The 18,264-nt window shown below is 58.8% G+C and carries 10 protein-coding genes, 8 tRNA genes, 3 rRNA genes and 3 pseudogenes; 1 reads left to right on the forward strand and 23 read right to left on the reverse strand.

Going from position 1 to position 18,264, the window contains the following annotated elements; genetic code table 11:
- Positions 1–32: 32 nt before the first annotated feature.
- The 9 genes and pseudogenes from hprK to OMP38_RS20885 all read right to left on the reverse strand — a co-directional run bounded on the left by hprK (position 33) and on the right by OMP38_RS20885 (position 8,803).
- Entirely contained in the window at positions 33–995 is a 963-nt protein-coding gene (gene hprK / locus OMP38_RS20840; protein ID WP_277566771.1) for an HPr(Ser) kinase/phosphatase, read from the reverse strand.
- Between the two features lie 186 nt (positions 996–1,181).
- A complete protein-coding gene (locus OMP38_RS20845) occupies positions 1,182–1,532 on the reverse strand; it encodes a 4Fe-4S dicluster domain-containing protein (RefSeq protein WP_277566772.1) in 351 nt (116 codons plus the stop codon).
- Positions 1,529–3,165 (reverse strand): annotated as a pseudogene (locus OMP38_RS36100) (FAD-dependent oxidoreductase). The gene OMP38_RS20845 and the pseudogene OMP38_RS36100 overlap by 4 nt, the downstream one beginning before the upstream one ends.
- Before the next feature lie 50 nt (positions 3,166–3,215).
- A complete protein-coding gene (locus OMP38_RS20860) occupies positions 3,216–4,010 on the reverse strand; it encodes an alpha/beta hydrolase family protein (RefSeq protein ID WP_277566775.1) in 795 nt (264 codons plus the stop codon).
- A gap of 21 nt (positions 4,011–4,031) precedes the next feature.
- Entirely contained in the window at positions 4,032–5,153 is a 1,122-nt protein-coding gene (locus tag OMP38_RS20865) for an ABC transporter substrate-binding protein (RefSeq protein ID WP_277566776.1), read from the reverse strand.
- A 16-nt stretch (positions 5,154–5,169) separates the two neighbouring features.
- Positions 5,170–5,502, reverse strand: coding sequence for a 4Fe-4S dicluster domain-containing protein (locus OMP38_RS20870; protein ID WP_277566777.1), 333 nt, complete (start codon positions 5,500–5,502; stop codon positions 5,170–5,172).
- Positions 5,499–7,104: pseudogene (locus tag OMP38_RS20875) on the reverse strand (FAD-dependent oxidoreductase). The gene OMP38_RS20870 and the pseudogene OMP38_RS20875 overlap by 4 nt, the downstream one beginning before the upstream one ends.
- 31 nt (positions 7,105–7,135) lie before the next feature.
- Positions 7,136–7,984 (reverse strand): ABC transporter permease, encoded by an 849-nt coding sequence (locus OMP38_RS20880; protein WP_277566778.1) that lies wholly within the window; start codon positions 7,982–7,984, stop codon positions 7,136–7,138.
- Between the two features lie 14 nt (positions 7,985–7,998).
- Positions 7,999–8,803 (reverse strand): annotated as a pseudogene (locus OMP38_RS20885) (ABC transporter permease).
- 204 nt (positions 8,804–9,007) lie between these two features.
- Here OMP38_RS20885 and OMP38_RS20890 point away from each other — a divergent pair.
- Positions 9,008–9,784, forward strand: coding sequence for an ABC transporter ATP-binding protein (locus tag OMP38_RS20890; protein WP_277566779.1), 777 nt, complete (start codon positions 9,008–9,010; stop codon positions 9,782–9,784).
- A gap of 86 nt (positions 9,785–9,870) precedes the next feature.
- Here OMP38_RS20890 and OMP38_RS20895 read toward each other — a convergent pair whose 3' ends face one another.
- The 14 genes from OMP38_RS20895 to OMP38_RS20960 all read right to left on the reverse strand — a co-directional run.
- On the reverse strand, positions 9,871–10,992 hold the full coding sequence (locus OMP38_RS20895; protein ID WP_277566780.1) for an ABC transporter ATP-binding protein: 1,122 nt from the start codon (positions 10,990–10,992) through the stop codon (positions 9,871–9,873).
- An 89-nt stretch (positions 10,993–11,081) separates the two neighbouring features.
- Positions 11,082–11,762: a PucR family transcriptional regulator gene (locus tag OMP38_RS20900; protein ID WP_277566892.1), complete on the reverse strand. Its 681-nt coding sequence runs from the start codon at positions 11,760–11,762 to the stop codon at positions 11,082–11,084.
- Positions 11,763–12,265: 503 nt separating this feature from the next.
- On the reverse strand, positions 12,266–13,219 hold the full coding sequence (locus OMP38_RS20905; protein WP_338130560.1) for an MraY family glycosyltransferase: 954 nt from the start codon (positions 13,217–13,219) through the stop codon (positions 12,266–12,268).
- A gap of 132 nt (positions 13,220–13,351) precedes the next feature.
- Positions 13,352–13,427 (reverse strand) — tRNA-Lys (locus tag OMP38_RS20910).
- Positions 13,428–13,435: 8 nt separating this feature from the next.
- A tRNA-Tyr gene (locus OMP38_RS20915) sits at positions 13,436–13,520 on the reverse strand.
- Between the two features lie 62 nt (positions 13,521–13,582).
- Positions 13,583–13,658: transfer RNA gene (locus OMP38_RS20920), tRNA-Phe, on the reverse strand.
- 20 nt (positions 13,659–13,678) lie between these two features.
- Positions 13,679–13,755, reverse strand: a tRNA-Asp gene (locus tag OMP38_RS20925).
- A 15-nt stretch (positions 13,756–13,770) separates the two neighbouring features.
- A tRNA-Val gene (locus OMP38_RS20930) sits at positions 13,771–13,847 on the reverse strand.
- A gap of 15 nt (positions 13,848–13,862) precedes the next feature.
- A tRNA-Met gene (locus tag OMP38_RS20935) sits at positions 13,863–13,940 on the reverse strand.
- Positions 13,941–14,077: 137 nt separating this feature from the next.
- A 23S ribosomal RNA gene (locus OMP38_RS20940) occupies positions 14,078–17,009 on the reverse strand.
- A 134-nt stretch (positions 17,010–17,143) separates the two neighbouring features.
- Positions 17,144–17,219: transfer RNA gene (locus OMP38_RS20945), tRNA-Ala, on the reverse strand.
- A 26-nt stretch (positions 17,220–17,245) separates the two neighbouring features.
- Positions 17,246–17,322, reverse strand: a tRNA-Ile gene (locus tag OMP38_RS20950).
- A gap of 58 nt (positions 17,323–17,380) precedes the next feature.
- Positions 17,381–17,497, reverse strand: a 5S ribosomal RNA gene (gene rrf / locus OMP38_RS20955).
- 85 nt (positions 17,498–17,582) lie between these two features.
- Positions 17,583–18,264: ribosomal RNA gene (locus OMP38_RS20960) — 16S ribosomal RNA — on the reverse strand; the annotation flags it as partial.

Raw genomic sequence — 18,264 nt, forward strand, 5'->3', positions numbered from 1 at the left:
AACGCGATCGCCCGAGAGGCCGCGAGCGCGGTTTATTCGTTGTCTTCGTCGGCGATCGCTTCGGTGAGCTTGTTGGTAAACTGCAGCGCGGCGTTGTAGCCCATCCGCTTGAGGCGGAAGTTCATGGCCGCCACTTCCAGGATGACCGCCAGGTTGCGGCCGGGCCGAACGGGGACCGTCACGAGCGGCACGTCCGTATCGATGATCCGCGTCGTCTCCTCGTCCAGTCCAAGCCGGTCGTATTGCTTGTCTTGCTGCCAGTTTTCAAGCTTGATGACAAGCCCGATCTGCTTGGAGTTCCGCACGGCGCCCGCTCCGAACAGCGTCATGACGTTCAGTATCCCGAGTCCCCGGATCTCCAGCAGGTGCTGGATCAGCTCCGGCGCGCTCCCGTACAGATAGTTATCCGCCGTCTGCCGGATCTCCACCGCATCGTCGGCGACGAGACGATGGCCGCGTTTGACCAATTCCAGCGCCGTCTCGCTCTTGCCGATGCCGCTGCCGCCGGTGATGAGCATCCCCATGCCGTAGACGTCCACGAGCACGCCGTGGATCGTCGTCGTAGGCGCCAGCTTCTTTTCCAGGAAGTTGGTAATGCGGCTGAGCAGCGTCGTCGTCGCGGTCGTCGAACGAAGCACCGGAAAGTGGCGTTCCTCCGCCACTTGAATCAGCTCGTCGGGCACTTCGAGTCCGCGCGTGATAATAATGCACGGCGTCTCCTCGGCGCAAATCTGCCGCATCCGCTCCAAGCGTTCGTCAGAAGTCAGCTTTTCGAGAAAAGCCAGCTCCGTCTTGCCCAAAATCTGCGTCCGCTCCGCCGGGTAATAATCGTAATAACCGGCCATCTCCAAGCCCGGCCGGTTCAAGTCGTCCGTCACGATCGTGCGCCGCATGCCTTCCGAGCCGGCGACGACCTCGAGTTGAAATTGCTGCACGAGCTCGGATACCTTTACTTTTTTTAGCCATCGTACAGCTCCCTTCAACGCTCTGTTCATCTTTCTCATCGTATCGAAAAAAGACTCGGAAATCAATGTAAACCGCGTCTTTGCGGGCAATCCCGGGCATAGTGCGCACCCGCCTGCAAGCCCCGGCATGCAAAAGCCAGCGCTCTCGATGAGAGGCTGGCTCAGTTTTCTCTGCCTATAAGAAAGGGATTTTCGCATAATCCTTGTCGGTATGGCTCAAGCTTGCCGGTACCGCTCGGTGAACGTTTCGAAGAACGGCGTCGTATCCCGCTCCGCCATCGTCGAATCCGTCCCTTTGGACCAACCGATTTCCCTTCTCCAGCTGCCCAGCATACCCGCCGCGGCTAATGCAATCTCGTCGACTTCCGCGCGGGCTTCGGCTTGGGGCGCCACGTACAGCGCGTCTGCCGGACAATACGCTTCGCACATGAAGCAGGTCTGGCAATCCTCGAGGCGGGCGATGACGGGAAGCTTCGCGGCTTCGTCCATATCGAAAACGTTCGTCGGACAAGCCTTCACGCACAGCTTACAGCCGATGCAGCGCTCCGCGCTGACGAGTTCGATCATGATGCCTCTCCCTTCGCTTGGCCGTCCGCCCGCCCGAGTTCTTCCGCATGCGGCACCCGCTCCGTCCCGACGGCGATCCCGTCGATGCCGGAGAGGATCAGGCGATGCGTCTGCCGCGGATCGAGCGCCGGATATTCGGTGAGCGCCGCGAGCCCGCGCGTCTCTTTGCGCGCCAGCGCGGCGGTGTACATCCAGCGGGCGACCGTCAGCATGCCGGCCGCCTCTCGCGCACGTACGCGGCCCTGCACAGTGCCGGGCACGCTGCCGCCAAGCGCCTCACGCAGCGCGTCGAGCCGGCCCAGCGCACCGGCGACGCCCGACTCGCTGCGGTAAAAGTTGATGTTCAGCGGCAGAACGTCCCGCTGAATATCCCCGACCAGCGCCGTCGTGTCGATCGGCGCGTCCGTCTCCCGGCCGGCCTCAAGACCGTGCCGGCCGACAGGCTTCAGCGCCCGGCGATCCGGACCGCCGCTTTTCCCCGCTCCCAGCGCATGACGAGCTGCGCCGCGTCCCGACCAGCATCCGCTGCAGATCGCCCAAGACGCGTTATAAGCGCCGCCGCCGCTGACCGCGCCCATCACGCGTTCGCGCGATGCCGCATCGCCGGCCGCGTACAAACCCGCCACCGTCGTCCGGCAATCCTCTCCCGCCAACCTCAGACCGCCCGTGCCTCGCATCGTGCCTTCGTAGCGCAGCGTCAGCGGAAACTTGTCCTTGAACGGATCGATGCCCGCCCGCTCGAGCGGCATGAAGAAGATCGGATGCGCCTGACGCAGGAACCTTCGCTTCTCATCCGTATCCGCGAGGTCGATGGAGGCGTAGACCGGCCCCTCCAGCAGCAGTTTGTGTAAGCTGCCGAAGGTGCGATCCCCCCGCGTGAATAGGCCTTCCCGCCGCATCGTACAGCGTCGACCAGGCCAGCATGCGGCCGCGGGTCACGCTGCCGTCCGCGTAGCTGGGCGCATACTGCCGGCTGAACTCCATGCCGGACAGCTCAGCGCCGGCTTCCGCCGACATCAGCAGCCCTTCTCCGGTGAGCACGTTGCAGCCCAAGCCTTTGCTCAAAAAGGTGCAGCCGCCGGTCGCGACGACGACCGCATGCGCGCGGACTTCCCACGTTCGTCCGGTCAACCGGTCGATGCCCCGGGCGCCGCCGACGCCGTGCTCGTCCGCGAGCAGCTCCAGCGCGGGCGACTGATCCAGGATCCGGACGCCCGCCTTGCGCACGGCGCGGCGCATCAGCTTCATATATTCCGGCCCGTGCAAATGCGTGCGCAGCGTCTCGCCCCGCTCGTCTTTGCGGAACGGATAGCCCCAATCCTCGAGCAGCCTCAGACGGATCTCGACCTCGTCGAGCACGCGGTGAATCCAGGCATTTTCGGAAAGGTAGCCGCCGGCTTTGAGCCTCGCCTGGACAGCCTGTTCGCGCAGCTCCGCGACAGGCGGGATGACCAGAAGCGTCGTCCCCCCCGGGAGCGGTGGCCCCGCTTGTGCCGACATAGCCTTTATCGGCCAGCACGACGCTTGCGCCTTCCGCTGCCGCGCTCCAGGCGGCCCAGGCGCCTGCGGGTCCTCCGCCAAGCACCAGCACATCCGCCGTCAGCGTCGTTGCCGACTCGATCGTCACGCTCATCCCCCCGCTTTCCCGCACCCTTCGACGAATCGCCGGTGCGCCCGTTTCTGTTATGGCTCCAATCGGCTTCGCAAAAAGCCGATGGTCACGGCCAGCGCTTCCTCCAGCTCGGGCGTCGTGCCTGCATAAGGATGCACGGCGTTAAACGTATGATCCGCCCGCTCGATATCGTGGAACTGAAAATGCGGCGCGTTCTGTTTGAATATCCGGTTCTGCGCGAGCAGCGACTCGCGGTCCGCGCCGCCCTGCACGATGAGGACCTCCGCGCGCACCTCGTTCAATCGATTTTCGATGACAAATCGATCTGCATGCCGCGCTTGATCATCGTCCAGCGCCGCTTCGAGAAGCGTGCGGCCTCCTTCTCCGCCGGCGCGCGCGGGCGACGATCCGCCGTTCCAGACGACCAGCGCCCGAACGCCGCCCTGCTCCGCCGCGTGCAAGATCGCGCCGCCGCCCGCCCGGCTATGCCCGATCAGTCCCAGCCTCGACGCATCGGCCTGTTCGGCAAGCGGCAGTTCTCCCACACGCAGCGCGTTTGCCACGATCTTCAGCTCCTCCAGCTCGCGCGACAGCGTGCTCGCCTCCGCGATCAGCGCCTCGCTCGCACCCGCTTCCCGCGCAGCGACGCGGGAGTAATCGAAGCTCACCGTATAGAAACCTTCGGCCGCGAGCCGGTCCGTCGTCTCCGGCCAGAACGCCCAATCCTTGTGTCCTCTGAAGCCGTGGCTCACGAGAACGGCCGGTCTGCTTGCGCCCTCGCCAGCCGTCTTCACTTCGCCGCGGATGTACAAGCCGTTATCCAGCTGCAGCCGGAAAGCTGCGGTCGTGATCGTCTGCTCGCTCACTCGCGTTCCTCCCATCAACGTTTATTCGGCCTTCAGCACCCAATCGCCGATGTTGAAGTCCTTTTTCGCAATCTTCTCCTCGACCAGGAAGTTCTTCGTTCCCTCGATCAGCGCAAGCCCGTCGTCCGTGAACGCCGTGTCCTTGATATCCTCGATCGGGCTCAGCTTCTTCACGTTCTCGACCGTTGTCTTCTGAATGCCCGCGATATATTCGTAGTACTCGTCCGGATGCTGCTTCAAGTCGGCCAGCGCCTTCTCGCGCGCAGCGTTCCATACTTTCGGGAAATCCGGGAACTTCTCGAGAAACGCCTCCGACACCACCGTCGCGCTCGTCCCGAGCAGCTCGGGATGATCCGACGAGATATCCAGCTGCGGATACCCGTTCGCCAGCGAAGTCAGGGCGTTAACGCCCGTATTGGTCATCGCGTCCACGCTGCCGCCCGCCAGCGCGGCTTGGGCGTCGGGGATCAGCATGTGCACGAGCTTATAGTCGGTGACGCCCGCATCCTTGAGCAGCCCCACGATATAGCGGTGCATAAAGGAGCCCTTCTGAATGGCGATCGTCTTGCCCTTCAGATCTTGCAGCGTCTTGGGGCCGTCCTTCTTGGCAATGAGATAGCCGATCGTACGGGTACCCGGCTGCGTGATGAGACGCGTCTTTGCGCCGCCCGCCCGCGCGATGATCGCCGGCGTATCGCCGAGACTGCCGAAGTCAAGCCTCCCGCTGATGAGCGATTCCGTCTGGTCCGGTCCGTTGGGGAAGCCCGCGAGCTTCACTTCCTTGACCCCGTATTTTTTCAACTCTTCTTGAATGATGCCTTTGTAAAATCCCCAGCCTTCCGCGCCCGTCGTCTGATTCTGGTCGTTCAGGCCGATGTAGCCGTAATTGATAACCTCCGGCACATGGCGCTCCGGCTCCGCGCTTGCGGTCGAAGCGGCCTGCGACGATGCAGCCGCAGTGGACGCAGCTGCCGTAGAAGCGGCTGCCGACGGCGACGACGCAGCCGACGAAGAAGCGGCTCCTTCTTCGTTCTTGTTCCCGCAGCCTTGCAGCGCGAGCGTCAGCGCCACGATTGTCCCCAGCAGCAAGAGCGACCATCTGCGCCGGCTGCCCCCCTTGATCCGTCTTTGTCTCTGTTTCATCTCCGATTGCTCCTCCCTAGAATCCCGCTCTCCTGGACAACTGGTACATGAATTGATGCTTCGCGACAGGGATGCGTCCCTTGCCCCAGCCCACTTTCTCCCGATAACCGCCAAGCAGGCCCTGACGTTCCAGCTCCTCCTCGGTGACGCCCATCACGCCCTCCGAATCCGGCGATACATAGAGCGCGTCGACCGGGCAGTACAGCTCGCACATGAAGCAGGTCTGGCAGTCGTCCTGCCGCGCGATGACGGGGATGCCGTCCTCGCCGCGGTCGAACACGTTCGTTGGGCAGACGGAGACGCACTGATTGCACGATACGCAGCGGGATTCGCTGACGATCTCGATCATACCGACACACGCTCCTTCGCCACTTCTTCTTTTTTGACCCAAATTTGATCAAGACCGCCGCTGATGAGGCGATGATGCTGACCAGCGTCGCCCGTCGGGAAATCCTCGCGCTTGTGCATGCCGCGCGTCTCCGTGCGGGCCAGCGCCGAGTGGTACATCCACCGGGCTGTCGCCGTCATCGCGGCCGCTTCGCGTGCCTTGACGCCTTCGGCGGTACGGCCAACTCCCGCTTCGCGCTGGCGCTGCCATAGATCGTCGAGCCTGACGAGCGAGTCGCCGAGCCCTTTCTCCGTGCGGAACAAATTGCGGTCGTACGGCTTCACCTCGTCCTGCACGGCACGCGCGTATTCTTCCGAACGCGCGGTCGCGCCCGCTTCCTGGCGCTCTCTAAGCGTTTGCGAGGATAGGCCTTTCAGATTGCGCGATCCAGCGGTCTCGCCGAGCTTCAACGCATAGGCTGCCGCGCCTTCCCCGGCAAACGAGCCCGAGGACATCGCCCAAGCCGCGTTATGGCTGCCGCCGCCGGTGAAGCCGCCGCAGATCAGCTCGCGCGTCGCCGCATCTCCGGCTGCGTAGAGGCCGGGCGCGCTCGTCGCGCACGTGTCGTCGACGATCCGGATGCCGCCTGTTCCGCGCACCGTGCCCTCCAGCCGAAGCGTGACCGGGAACAGGTCCTTGAACGGATCGATGCCCCTGCGGTCGAACGGCAGGAAGAAGTTCGTCTGGGCGACGCGCAGCAGCGGCTTCAGGTCTTCCGGTGCCTGGTCGAGTCTCGCGTATACTTGCTTGCCCTCCAGCAGATTGCGCGCGATGACCGAACGGCCCTTTTTCGAGCCGGCGCCCTCGACCACCGTCCCGTCCTCATAGTAGAAACTGGCGTAGCTGTAGTACGCGGTCTTCGTGACCGAGGAGAATGTCGGGCAGATCGCGTAGGCGTTTGAGAACTCCATCCCCGACAAGTCCGCTCCCGCCTCGGCTGCGAATAAATACCCGTCGCCCGTGAGCACGTTGCAGCCGAGCGCGCGGCTCAGGAAGGCACATCCGCCGGTGGCTACCACTACGGCGCCCGCCCGGATCTCCCACGTCTCGCCGGTCTGCGTATTCACGCCCGCCGCGCCTCCTACGCCGTGCTCGTCGGCTAACAGTTCCAGCACCGGACTGTGATCCAGAATTTTGACGCCCGCCCGCTGCACGAGCTTCCTCATGAGCCGCATGTACTCCGGTCCCTGCAGCCCTCGCTTGTACGGATTGCCGTTTTCGTCGACGGGAAACGGATAGCCGAGATTGCCCAGCTTGTTCATATTCTCGTACGTGCGGTCGAGGACGCGGTCCATCCAGCGATGTTCCGCCAGTTGCCCGCCCATCGCATAGCGGCTGGCCTTCGCTTCTTCGCGCTTTTCCCGGTCGGGCTCGACGTACCAGACGCCGGTGCCCGACGGCGCGGTGGCGCCGCTGGAACCGCAGTATCCCTTATCGACCAGCGTCACCTTCGCACCCTTCGAAGCCGCCGATATCGCCGCCCACGTTCCTGCAGGTCCGCCCCCCGATAACCAGTACGTCCGTGATCCGTTCGACCGAAGCTCTTGCCGCTGCGTTCGTCATGTTTGTTCCTCCTTAGATCGGTTTTTGTTGTTTAGCCCTTGTAACCGTCTTGCCAAATCAGCGCCCGGCGTTCGATCGCTTTAACGGCCGAATCCAGCAGCTTGCCCACGACCGCGAAGATCAGGATGCCGACGAAAATGACTGCCGGCTGGCCGTTCTGCTTGGCTTCATTGATCAGAAAGCCGATCCCCGAAGTCGAGCCAATCAGCTCCGCCACCACCAGCCCGATCCAGGAGACGGCGAGCGAGGTTCGCAAGCCGAGCAGGATTTGCGGCGACGCCGCCGGGAAAATCAGCCTTGTGATGCGTTTAAACCGGCTGAAGCTGAGCGTCCGCGACACCTCGAACAGCTTGTTGTCCACCTGGCGAATGCCCAGGAAGGTGTTGACGTACAGCGGAAAAAACGAAACTGCGGCGATGATGACCACTTTGGAGATCTCCCCGAACCCGAACCACAAAATAATCAGCGGCGCGATCGCCAAATGCGGTACGAGGCGCAGCACCTGGGCGCTGGGATCGAGGAGGTACTCGGCCCGCCGGAACAACCCCGTCAATAGGCCGAGCGCCAGCCCCAGTCCGCCGCCGAACGCGAATCCGATCGCCGCCCGGCGAACGCTGTCTCCCATGTGATGGAGCAATCCGCCGTTCGCTGCCAAATCCGCGAATGCCGTCGCGATCGCAGCCGGCGTCGGCAGGAATTCCGAAGAGATCCATCCCAGGCTGCCGGCCAACTGCCAGACGGCGATCGCGGCGACCGGCACGAGCCACCCGGTTGCGATATCCGCCAGCACCGCGCGTATTTTCACGGCTGCGCTCCGTGCCCGCTTCTTCTCTCTTGCCTTACCTGCGGGCGCGATCCACGCTTCGACTCTTTCGCTCATCTCTCATCCCTCCCTCATCCGCTGTAAGTGTCTTTCCACTGCACGATTCTGCGCTCCAACAGCCTCACGGCCGTGTCCGATACGAGCCCGGCGACCGCGAATACGAAGATGCCGACGAATACGACCGGCGTGTCCGCGAACTGGCGCGCGTCCGATATCATGTAGCCGATGCCCGAGGTAGAGGCGATCAGTTCGGCGACAACCAGACCCAGCCAAGCCAATCCGAGGGACAGCCTGACGCCGAGCAAAATATTCGGGATCGCCGCGGGGATCACCAGGCGCACGATCTGTTTGAAGCGATTGAACCCCAGGACGCGGCTGACTTCGAACAGCTTGTTGTCCACATGCCGAATTCCGATGAACGAATTGATATAAAGCGGGAAAAAGGCGGCTTTGGCGATCAGCAGCACCTTCGACTCTTCCCCGATGCCGAACCAGAGAATAAACAGCGGCACGACGGCGAGGCTCGGAATCATGCGAATCATCTGAATCGTCGGATCCAGCAGCTTCTCCGATTTTCGGAACAGACCGACGAGGACGCCGAATGCCAGCCCCAGTCCCCCCTCCCAGCAGAAATCCCGATATCGCCCGAACCGCGCTGATGCGGAAGTTCGTCCACAAATCGCCCGATGCCGCCAGATCGGCGAACGAACCGGCAATGACCGTCGGCGCGGGAAACATGAGCTCAGACAGGTAACCCCACTCGGCCAGCACTTGCCAGACCGCGATGACGGTCACGGGAAGCAGGAGACCCAGGCCAACCTGCGTCCACCGTCCGGGTGCTCCCGTCGTCCGCGATTCCGCTATTCGACTGCTCATCAACGCTCCCTCCTTGCCTCTTCAACTGGAAAATCGTTTTGTCTTTGTTGACCAGATTATAAACACTTTAATTCCTAGCTGTAAAATAGGAATTATCTATCGATGCGTTCATTGACAGGGTAAGCACCCCGATGTTACGGTTAACTTATTATTCTTATCGTTTTTATAAGCTATAGTCACTCTTCACAGGAGGAGGCACAAATCGTGGGGAATGTCTCACTGGAAATCGCCAATCTTAGCAAGGAATTCGTAGGCGCCAAGGGCACCGTGACGGCACTTAGTAATGTCGACCTGGACGTTCATAAAGGGGAGTTCATTACGGTTATTGGCCCTAGCGGATGCGGCAAGAGCACCTTGCTCCGGATTGTCGCGGGACTCGACACGCAGTATGCGGGACATGTCCGCCTGAACGGCGCGCCGATCGTCAAGCCCGGCATCGATAAAGGCTTTATTTTTCAGGAGCATCGACTGTTTCCTTGGCTGACCGTGGAGAAGAACATCGCTTCCGATTTGTCTCTGAATGATAAAGACGTACGTCGAAAAGTCGACGAATTAATCGAGTTGGTCCGGCTTAAAGGATTCGAGAAAGCTTATCCGCGCGAGCTGTCAGGGGGGATGGCGCAGCGGGTTTCCATTGCCCGCGCCCTGCTCAGGCAGCCTCAGATTTTGCTGCTTGACGAGCCCTTCGGCGCGCTGGATGCCTTTACGCGAGCGCATATGCAGGAGGTGCTGCTCGAAGTCTGGCGCAACAACAAGACGACGATGATCTTCGTCACCCACGACATCGACGAAGCGATTTTCCTTGCCGATCGCGTCGTCATTTTAAAGCCCAGACCCGGCGAGATCAGCGCGATTGTCCCCGTGGAGCTTTCTCATCCTCGGAAAAAGGCAAGTCCTGACTTTCAGGCGCTGCGTTTAAAGGTGCTCAATCAGTTCGAATCCGGCGAAGCATTCCAATTCGCAGACGGCGCAGGCATTTAATCAACGACAAAAAAAAGCCTGGCTGCCTAACCCTCACGGGTTGGGAAGCCAGGCTTCTTATAATGATGATTTATAATAGCCGCTAATTAAGCTTCGAGGATGTTGAGCTCGGTGTCCTTGTCGAAGATATGAATCTTGTTCATATCGATCGCCAGCTTAACGTTTTGGCCTTCTTGCAGTTGGGAGCGGCCGTCGACGCGGGCGATGACGTTGTCCTTGCCCAAGCCGTTCAGGTACAGGAACATTTCGTGACCGAGGTTTTCGGAAACTTCGATGCTCGCGCTGATGACGGAGTTCGGAGACGCTTCGATGAATACCGGCTCTTCGTGCAGGTCTTCAGGGCGAATGCCTACGATGATCTCGCGGCCGATGTAGCCTTTGTCGCGCAGCAATTGCGCTTTGCCAGCAGGGATAGCCACGTTGATGCCCGTCGCCTTGAAGCGAACGGCGCCGCCTTCTTCAGTCAGTTGGCCCGTGATGAAGTTCATCGCCGGAGCGCCGATGAAGCCGGCTACGAACAGGTTGACCGGGTGGTTGTACAGCTCATCCGGCGTAGCGGCTTGTTGAATAAAGCCGTCCTTCATAACTACGATGCGGTCGCCCATCGTCATGGCTTCCGTCTGGTCGTGGGTTACGTAGATGCAAGTCGTCTCAAGACGCTTCATCAGCTTGGAGATGTTCGCCCGCATCTGCGTACGCAGCTTGGCGTCGAGGTTCGACAGCGGTTCGTCCATCAGGAACACTTGCGGTTCACGGACGATTGCGCGGCCCAGGGCCACACGTTGGCGTTGACCGCCGGAAAGCGCCTTCGGCTTGCGGTCTAGCAGGTGCTCGATCTCGAGCGTGCGAGCGGCTTCGCGAACGCGACGGTCGATCTCGTCCTTGCGGAACTTGCGGAGCTTAAGGCCGAATGCCATGTTCTGATATACGTTCATGTGCGGGTACAGCGCGTAGGACTGGAATACCATCGCGATATCGCGGTCCTTCGGTGCAACGTCGTTCACGACGCGATCGCCGATGTACAGCTTGCCTTCGGAGATTTCTTCGAGGCCTGCGATCATACGCAGCGTCGTCGATTTGCCGCAGCCGGACGGGCCGACCAGCACGAGGAATTCTTTGTCAGCAATGTCGAGATTAAAGTCGGTTACCGATGCTTTGTCGGAACCCGGATATTTTTTGTATACATGCTCTAAACGTACGCCTGCCATTGGAAGTTCCCCCTAACGCTTCGTTTAAGGTACGTTCTTATCTTACCTTAGACCGTGACGACTGACTATGCACAATCCGTACAAAAAATTCATTTCCTTTTCGTAACTTTGTACAATAGCATCAGCAGACGCACCAATATGGCATCATTGAAGGAGCGGACGTCCAAGCCTGCTTCCTGCTTGAGCTTATCCAGCCTGTAGAGGAGCGTATTGCGGTGGATGAACAGGCGTTTCGCCGTCTCGCTCACGTTGCAGTCCATCGCAAAAAAGGCGTCGAGCGTCGATACCGTCTCCGGGTCCGTGAACAGATCCTGGCGGCCCGACATCTCGTCCATGAATCTCGACCGCACGGGTTCGGGAATGCCGCTGAGCAGGCGCTCCAGGTGAACGAGCCACGGCATATGCACCTGCATGCCCATATGAAACTTGCGTCCGAGGTTGATCGTCTCCCGCAGCGTCGCCACCGCATAAACTAGACTTTCCGTCGGAATGATCGGCTCTCCGACCGCGACATGGCAATCGCCGCCCCATTCCTCGGTTATCATCTGATGCAGTCCTGTCGCCAAGGAGACGAGCGCTTCCTTCGTCTCGCCGCGTTCGATCATATCGCCTTCGTTGGTCTCGACCTCCGCAAGCAGCCGATCCGTGCCCAGAATAAGCCATTCCCTCTCCCTGAGCGGGATGAGCAGCATTTCGTCCGATAAATAAGAACGGAGGACTTTTTCTAATTCTACATAAGAAGGCTCGCGATTTTCGGCTTGTTCGCTCATCAGCAAAAAAAGGAATCATCCCGTCGAACAACCGATGGTGCAGTTCGAACCGCTCGGGAATTTCTGCGCGCCACTCGCCGGCGTCGATCGACTGCTGCAGCCATTCGCCCAACTTGCGGGCTTGACGCTCCATTTCCGAAGCGCTGACGCTACCCGATTTCGACATCGATCCCTGCTTGGCCAGCCAGCTCAACAGTTCCTTTTCTAGCAAGGTCAGCTCCGCTTGCGTCCGAAGAACCTGCAGGTGGTGATTATCTACCTTCGTTACGAGCGTGAACCCTTGATCCAGCTCCAACTGATCCCCGGACTCGGGCAGCTTGGCGCCTCCCGCTTTTACCCACTCCGTTTTAGACATGGTATCGATCTCGACAGAGCCGTTCATCAACTGCTGCAGCTGTTGAAGCCTCGTATTGTTCATCCTGCGAGCCCCTTGTTTGCCTGGCGTTAGCCACATTGTACCACATCGACTTGCGGCGGGGCCAAGACGAGGCTAAGCGCGACGGTCAACCGGAGCGAAGGAGGAGCAGCACGACGACGGACATCAAGGCGAACACGGCTGCGATGAGATACAAAAACGAGACCGTCTGAACCTGGGACAGTCCCCATTTCATCAGGCTGTGATGCGTGTGGAGGTTGTCAGCATGATGCAGCCCTTTGCCCTTAATCAGACGCCTCGCGAACACAATTGCCGTATCGAGAATGGGAACGCCTAATGCGAGAAGCGGCACGAGCAGCGACAGGAATGTCGCGCCTTTTAGCGTACCGTCCATGGCGATTACCGCCAGCATATAGCCCAGGAAGGTCGCACCCGCGTCTCCCATGAAGATCCGGGCCGGATGAAAATTATAAGTCAGAAAGGCGAGACAAGAACCTGCTATAGCCAATGCGGCGAGCGCAGTCGTCTCTTGATGGCCGACGAGCGAAGCGACGAACAGCGTCAATGCCGAGATCACCGATATTCCCGAGGCCAGCCCGTCCACGCCATCGATAAAATTCATCATATTGATTAGCGCGAACACCCAGAGCATCGTGAACAAAATACTCCAGCCCTCGCTAAACAAAATCATCGAAGAGAAAGAAGGCGACGAAACGCCTTGAATCGCGATGCCGAAGGCGCAAGGGATATACGATACGAGGGTATAGAGAATCAGGCGCGGCCATACGGGAAAGTCTTTTCCTTTCGACTTGAAGGCGTCGTCGACCAGCCCGATCGCCACCAAGAGCGCTCCTCCTGTCGCGATCGCCCTGAATAAAGCCGCATGTTGGACAAATATCGCGCAGGTAAGCACCGCACCGGCATAGATGGCAACGCCTCCGCTCAAGGGAATCGGCGCTTTATGTATTTTTCGTCCGTTCGGCCGGTCGACGAACCCGATCTTCAAAGCCAACATTCGAACAAAGGGAACAAGGATCATAACGCACAAAAAGGCGAAAGCGAACGCGTACGGATATCTCATGCTGGATGCCTCCGATGGATCGGGATGCGCTTAACGTTCCCTATTCGGCGGCTTGTTCATTCGGATGAAATCGGAGCGTGGTGCTGAAATGCAAAAAAACAGACGTCATCGCGTCTGCTTCGATTGAAAAAATGGTGAGCCATGAAGGACTCGAACCTTCGACACCCTGATTAAAAGTCAGGTGCTCTACCAACTGAGCTAATGGCTCGGGAAAACTGGTGGAGGCTGATGGAGTCGAACCACCGAACCCAGAGGGAGCAGATTTACAGTCTGCCGCGTTTGGCCACTTCGCTAAGCCTCCACGTTATGAACCCGATCCCCGGTAGCTTGCACACCTGAAGGCTTGCATATACCGGAAATAAATGGTGGCTCGGGACGGAATCGAACCGCCGACACGAGGATTTTCAGTCCTCTGCTCTACCAACTGAGCTACCGAGCCGTAAAGATTGCCATTTAAAATGGCGGAGCTGACGGGATTCGAACCCGCGGTCTCCTGCGTGACAGGCAGGCATGTTAGGCCTCTACACCACAGCTCCATGTGGTTAAATCGATGGTGGAGGCTGAGGGGATCGAACCCCCCGACCCTCTGCTTGTAAGGCAGATGCTCTCCCGGCTGAGCTAAGCCTCCATGGGATAAATGGTATGGTAGCGGCAGAGGGGATCGAACCCCCCGACCTTTCGGGTATGAACCGAACGCTCTAGCCAGCTGAGCTACGCCGCCACGCCACTTTGCGACCGGAGCTTGTCCAGTACGCAGCTTTACAGAGCTTGCGCCCTGAAAACCGGATGCGAAACGAAGATGCGCTAGAAATTCTCTTGCCTGTGCGGCTTGCCGTGGTCTGCTCGATAAGCAAACCGTAGGATAAGCCCTCGACCGATTAGTACTCGTCAGCTACACATGTTGCCATGCTTACACCCCGAGCCTATCAACCTCGTGTTCTCCAAGGGGTCTTACATACTGGGAAATCTCATCTTGAGGCGGGCTTCGCGCTTAGATGCTTTCAGCGCTTATCCCTCCCGCACTTGGCTACCCAGCGATGCTCCTGGCGGAACAACTGGTACACCAGCGGTGCGTCCATCCCGGTCCTCTCGTACTAAGGACAGCCCCTCTCAAATTTCCTACGCCCGCGACAGATAGGGACCGAACTGTCTCACGACGTTCTGAACCCAGCTCGCGTACCGCTTTAATGGGCGAACAGCCCAACCCTTGGGACCTACTTCAGCCCCAGGATGCGATGAGCCGACATCGAGGTGCCAAACCTCCCCGTCGATGTGGACTCTTGGGGGAGATAAGCCTGTTATCCCCAGGGTAGCTTTTATCCGTTGAGCGATGGCCCTTCCATTCGGTACCACCGGATCACTAAGCCCGACTTTCGTCCCTGCTCGACTTGTAGGTCTCGCAGTCAAGCTCCCTTATGCCTTTGCACTCTTCGAATGATTTCCAACCATTCTGAGGGAACCTTGGGGCGCCTCCGTTACGCTTTAGGAGGCGACCGCCCCAGTCAAACTGTCCGCCTGACACGGTCCCTTCACCGGATTCACGGTGACAGGTTAGAACCTAGATACGATCAGGGTGGTATCCCAACGGCGCCTCCACCTAAGCTTGCGCTCAGGCTTCAAAGGCTCCCACCTATCCTGTACAGACCGTACCCAAGTTCAATATCAAGCTACAGTAAAGCTCCATGGGGTCTTTCCGTCACGTCGCGGGTAACCTGCATCTTCACAGGTACTAAAATTTCACCGGATCTCTCGTTGAGACAGCGCCCAAGTCGTTACGCCATTCGTGCGGGTCAGAATTTACCTGACAAGGAATTTCGCTACCTTAGGACCGTTATAGTTACGGCCGCCGTTTACTGGGGCTTCGGTTCACAGCTTCGGGTTGCCCCTAACCGCTCCCCCTTAACCTTCCAGCACCGGGCAGGCGTCAGCCCGTATACTTCGCCTTACGGCTTCGCACAGACCTGTGTTTTTGCTAAACAGTCGCTTGGGCCTATTCACTGCGGCCCCCTCGGGCTATTCACCCTACCGAGGCACCCCTTCTCCCGAAGTTACGGGGTCATTTTGCCGAGTTCCTTAACGAGAGTTCTTCCGCGCGCCTTAGAATTCTCTTCTCGCCTACCTGTGTCGGTTTGCGGTACGGGCACCTTCTCCTGGCTAGAGGCTTTTCTCGGCAGCGTGAGCACGGAACCTTCGGTACTGTAATTTTCCCTCCCCATCACAGCTCAAGGTATTAGTGTGCGGATTTGCCTACACACACCCCTCACTGCTTGGACGAGCTATTCCATCAGCTCGCGTTCTTGCCCTCCTGCGTCCCCCCATCGCTCATAACGGATTACGGTGGTACAGGAATTTCAACCTGTTGTCCTTCGACTACGCCTTTCGGCCTCGCCTTAGGTCCCGACTTACCCTGAGCGGACGAACCTTCCTCAGGAACCCTTAGGCTTTCGGCGGACAGGATTCTCACCTGTCTTTTCGTTACTCATACCGGCATTCTCACTTGAATGCAGTCCACCGGTCCTCTCGGTCCGACTTCAACCCGCATTCAACGCTCCCCTACCCAAGTACCCTAAGGTACATGCCATAGCTTCGGTGGTGTGTTTAGCCCCGTTACATTTTCGGCGCAGAGTCACTCGACCAGTGAGCTATTACGCACTCTTTAAATGGTGGCTGCTTCTAAGCCAACATCCTGGTTGTCTTCGCAACTCCACATCCTTTCCCACTTAACACACACTTGGGGACCTTAGCTGATGATCTGGGCTCTTTCCCTCTTGACGACGGATCTTAGCACTCGCCGTCTGACTCCCGAGCATACATCCATGGCATTCGGAGTTTGACTGGACTTGGTAACCCTTGGCGGGCCCCGCACCCAATCAGTGCTCTACCTCCATGATGCTAAATCTCGAGGCTAGCCCTAAAGCTATTTCGGGGAGAACCAGCTATCTCCGAGTTCGATTGGAATTTCTCCCCTACCCCCACGTCATCCCAGAGCTTTTCAACGCTCACGAGTTCGGGCCTCCAGTAAGTGTTACCTCACCTTCACCCTGCACAGGGGTAGATCACCCGGTTTCGGGTCTACGACTACGTACTAAAGCGCCCTATTCAGACTCGCTTTCGCTGCGGCTCCGTCTCTCCGACTTAACCTCGCACGTAAACGTAACTCGCCGGTTCATTCTACAAAAGGCACGCCATCACCCCTAGATCGGGCTCTGACTTCTTGTAAGCGCACGGTTTCAGGTTCTTTTTCACTCCGCTCCCGCGGTGCTTTTCACCTTTCCCTCACGGTACTGCTTCACTATCGGTCGCCAGGGAGTATTTAGCCTTGGCAGATGGTCCTGCCGGATTCCCACGGGGTTTCTCGTGTCCCGCGGTACTCGGGATCCGTCTCGGAGGGGATAGACTTTCGGCTACAGGGCTTTTACCTTCTATGCCGGACCTTTCCAGATCTCTTCGCCTAACCTATCCCTTTGTAACTCCATGTGAGACGTCCCACAACCCCTGAGAGCAAGCTCTCAGGTTTGGGCTAATCCGCTTTCGCTCGCCGCTACTGACGGAATCACTCTTGTTTTCTTCTCCTCCAGGTACTTAGATGTTTCAGTTCCCTGGGTGTGCCTCCTTATGAGCTATGTATTCACTCATAGGTGACTGGGCATGACCCCAGCCGGGTTTCCCCATTCGGACATCCCCGGATCAAAGCCCGCTTACGGCTCCCCGAGGCAATTTCGCTGTTCGCCGCGTCCTTCTTAGGCTCCTGGCGCCTAGGCATCCTCCGTGCGCCCTTAATAGCTTAACCTGTCGGCTAAACCACACAAGGCATTGCATGAGAATTTCTAATTTGCGCATTTCGTTTCGCTATCCGGTTTTCAAGGTGCAAACTTTCTGCTTCCTCCGCCCATCTGACAAGCAGGCTGTGCGGAGAAGTAAAGATGGTGGAGACTAACGGGATCGAACCGTTGACCCCCTGCGTGCAAGGCAGGTGCTCTCCCAGCTGAGCTAAGTCCCCATGGGAAGTATTCAATTGAAACTTGGTGGTGGGCCTTAGTGGACTCGAACCACCGACCTCACCCTTATCAGGGGTGCGCTCTAACCAGCTGAGCTAAAGGCCCGCATTCTATGGCCAGTCTCGCTGGCTTGATCTTCATTCCGATAAAGGAATCAAGACCGGCTTGGCGACGTCCTACTCTCCCAGGACCCTGCGGTCCAAGTACCATCGGCGCTGGAAGGCTTAACGGTCGTGTTCGAGATGGGTACGCGTGGAACCCTTCCGCCATTATCACCAAACCGGTATCGATGAAGGATTTCTCCTTCAAAACTGAACTCGAGCGTTAAAACCACGGACTTCGTATTGCCCCGAAGGGCTCCTTAGAAAGGAGGTGATCCAGCCGCACCTTCCGATACGGCTACCTTGTTACGACTTCACCCCAATCATCTACCCCACCTTCGACGGCTGGCTCCCTTGCGGGTTACCCCACCGGCTTCGGGTGTTGTAAACTCTCGTGGTGTGACGGGCGGTGTGTACAAGACCCGGGAACGTATTCACCGCGGCATGCTGATCCGCGATTACTAGCAATTCCGACTTCATGCAGGCGAGTTGCAGCCTGCAATCCGAACTGAGACCGGCTTTGGTAGGATTGGCTCCGTCTCGCGACTTCGCAGCCCGTTGTACCGGCCATTGTAGTACGTGTGTAGCCCAGGTCATAAGGGGCATGATGATTCGACGTCATCCCCGCCTTCCTCCGGTTTGTCACCGGCAGTCGATCTAGAGTGCCCACCCAAAGTGCTGGCAACTAAATCCAAGGGTTGCGCTCGTTGCGGGACTTAACCCAACATCTCACGACACGAGCTGACGACAACCATGCACCACCTGTCTCCTCTGTCCCGAAGGAAAGGTCTATCTCTAGACCGGTCAGAGGGATGTCAAGACCTGGTAAGGTTCTTCGCGTTGCTTCGAATTAAACCACATACTCCACTGCTTATCCAGGGTCCCCGTCAATTCCTTTGAGTTTCAGTCTGCGACCGTACTCCCCAGGCGGAGTGCTTAATGTGTT

It is taken from the genome of Cohnella ginsengisoli, from assembly GCF_029525555.1.
Classification (GTDB): domain Bacteria; phylum Bacillota; class Bacilli; order Paenibacillales; family Paenibacillaceae; genus Cohnella; species Cohnella ginsengisoli.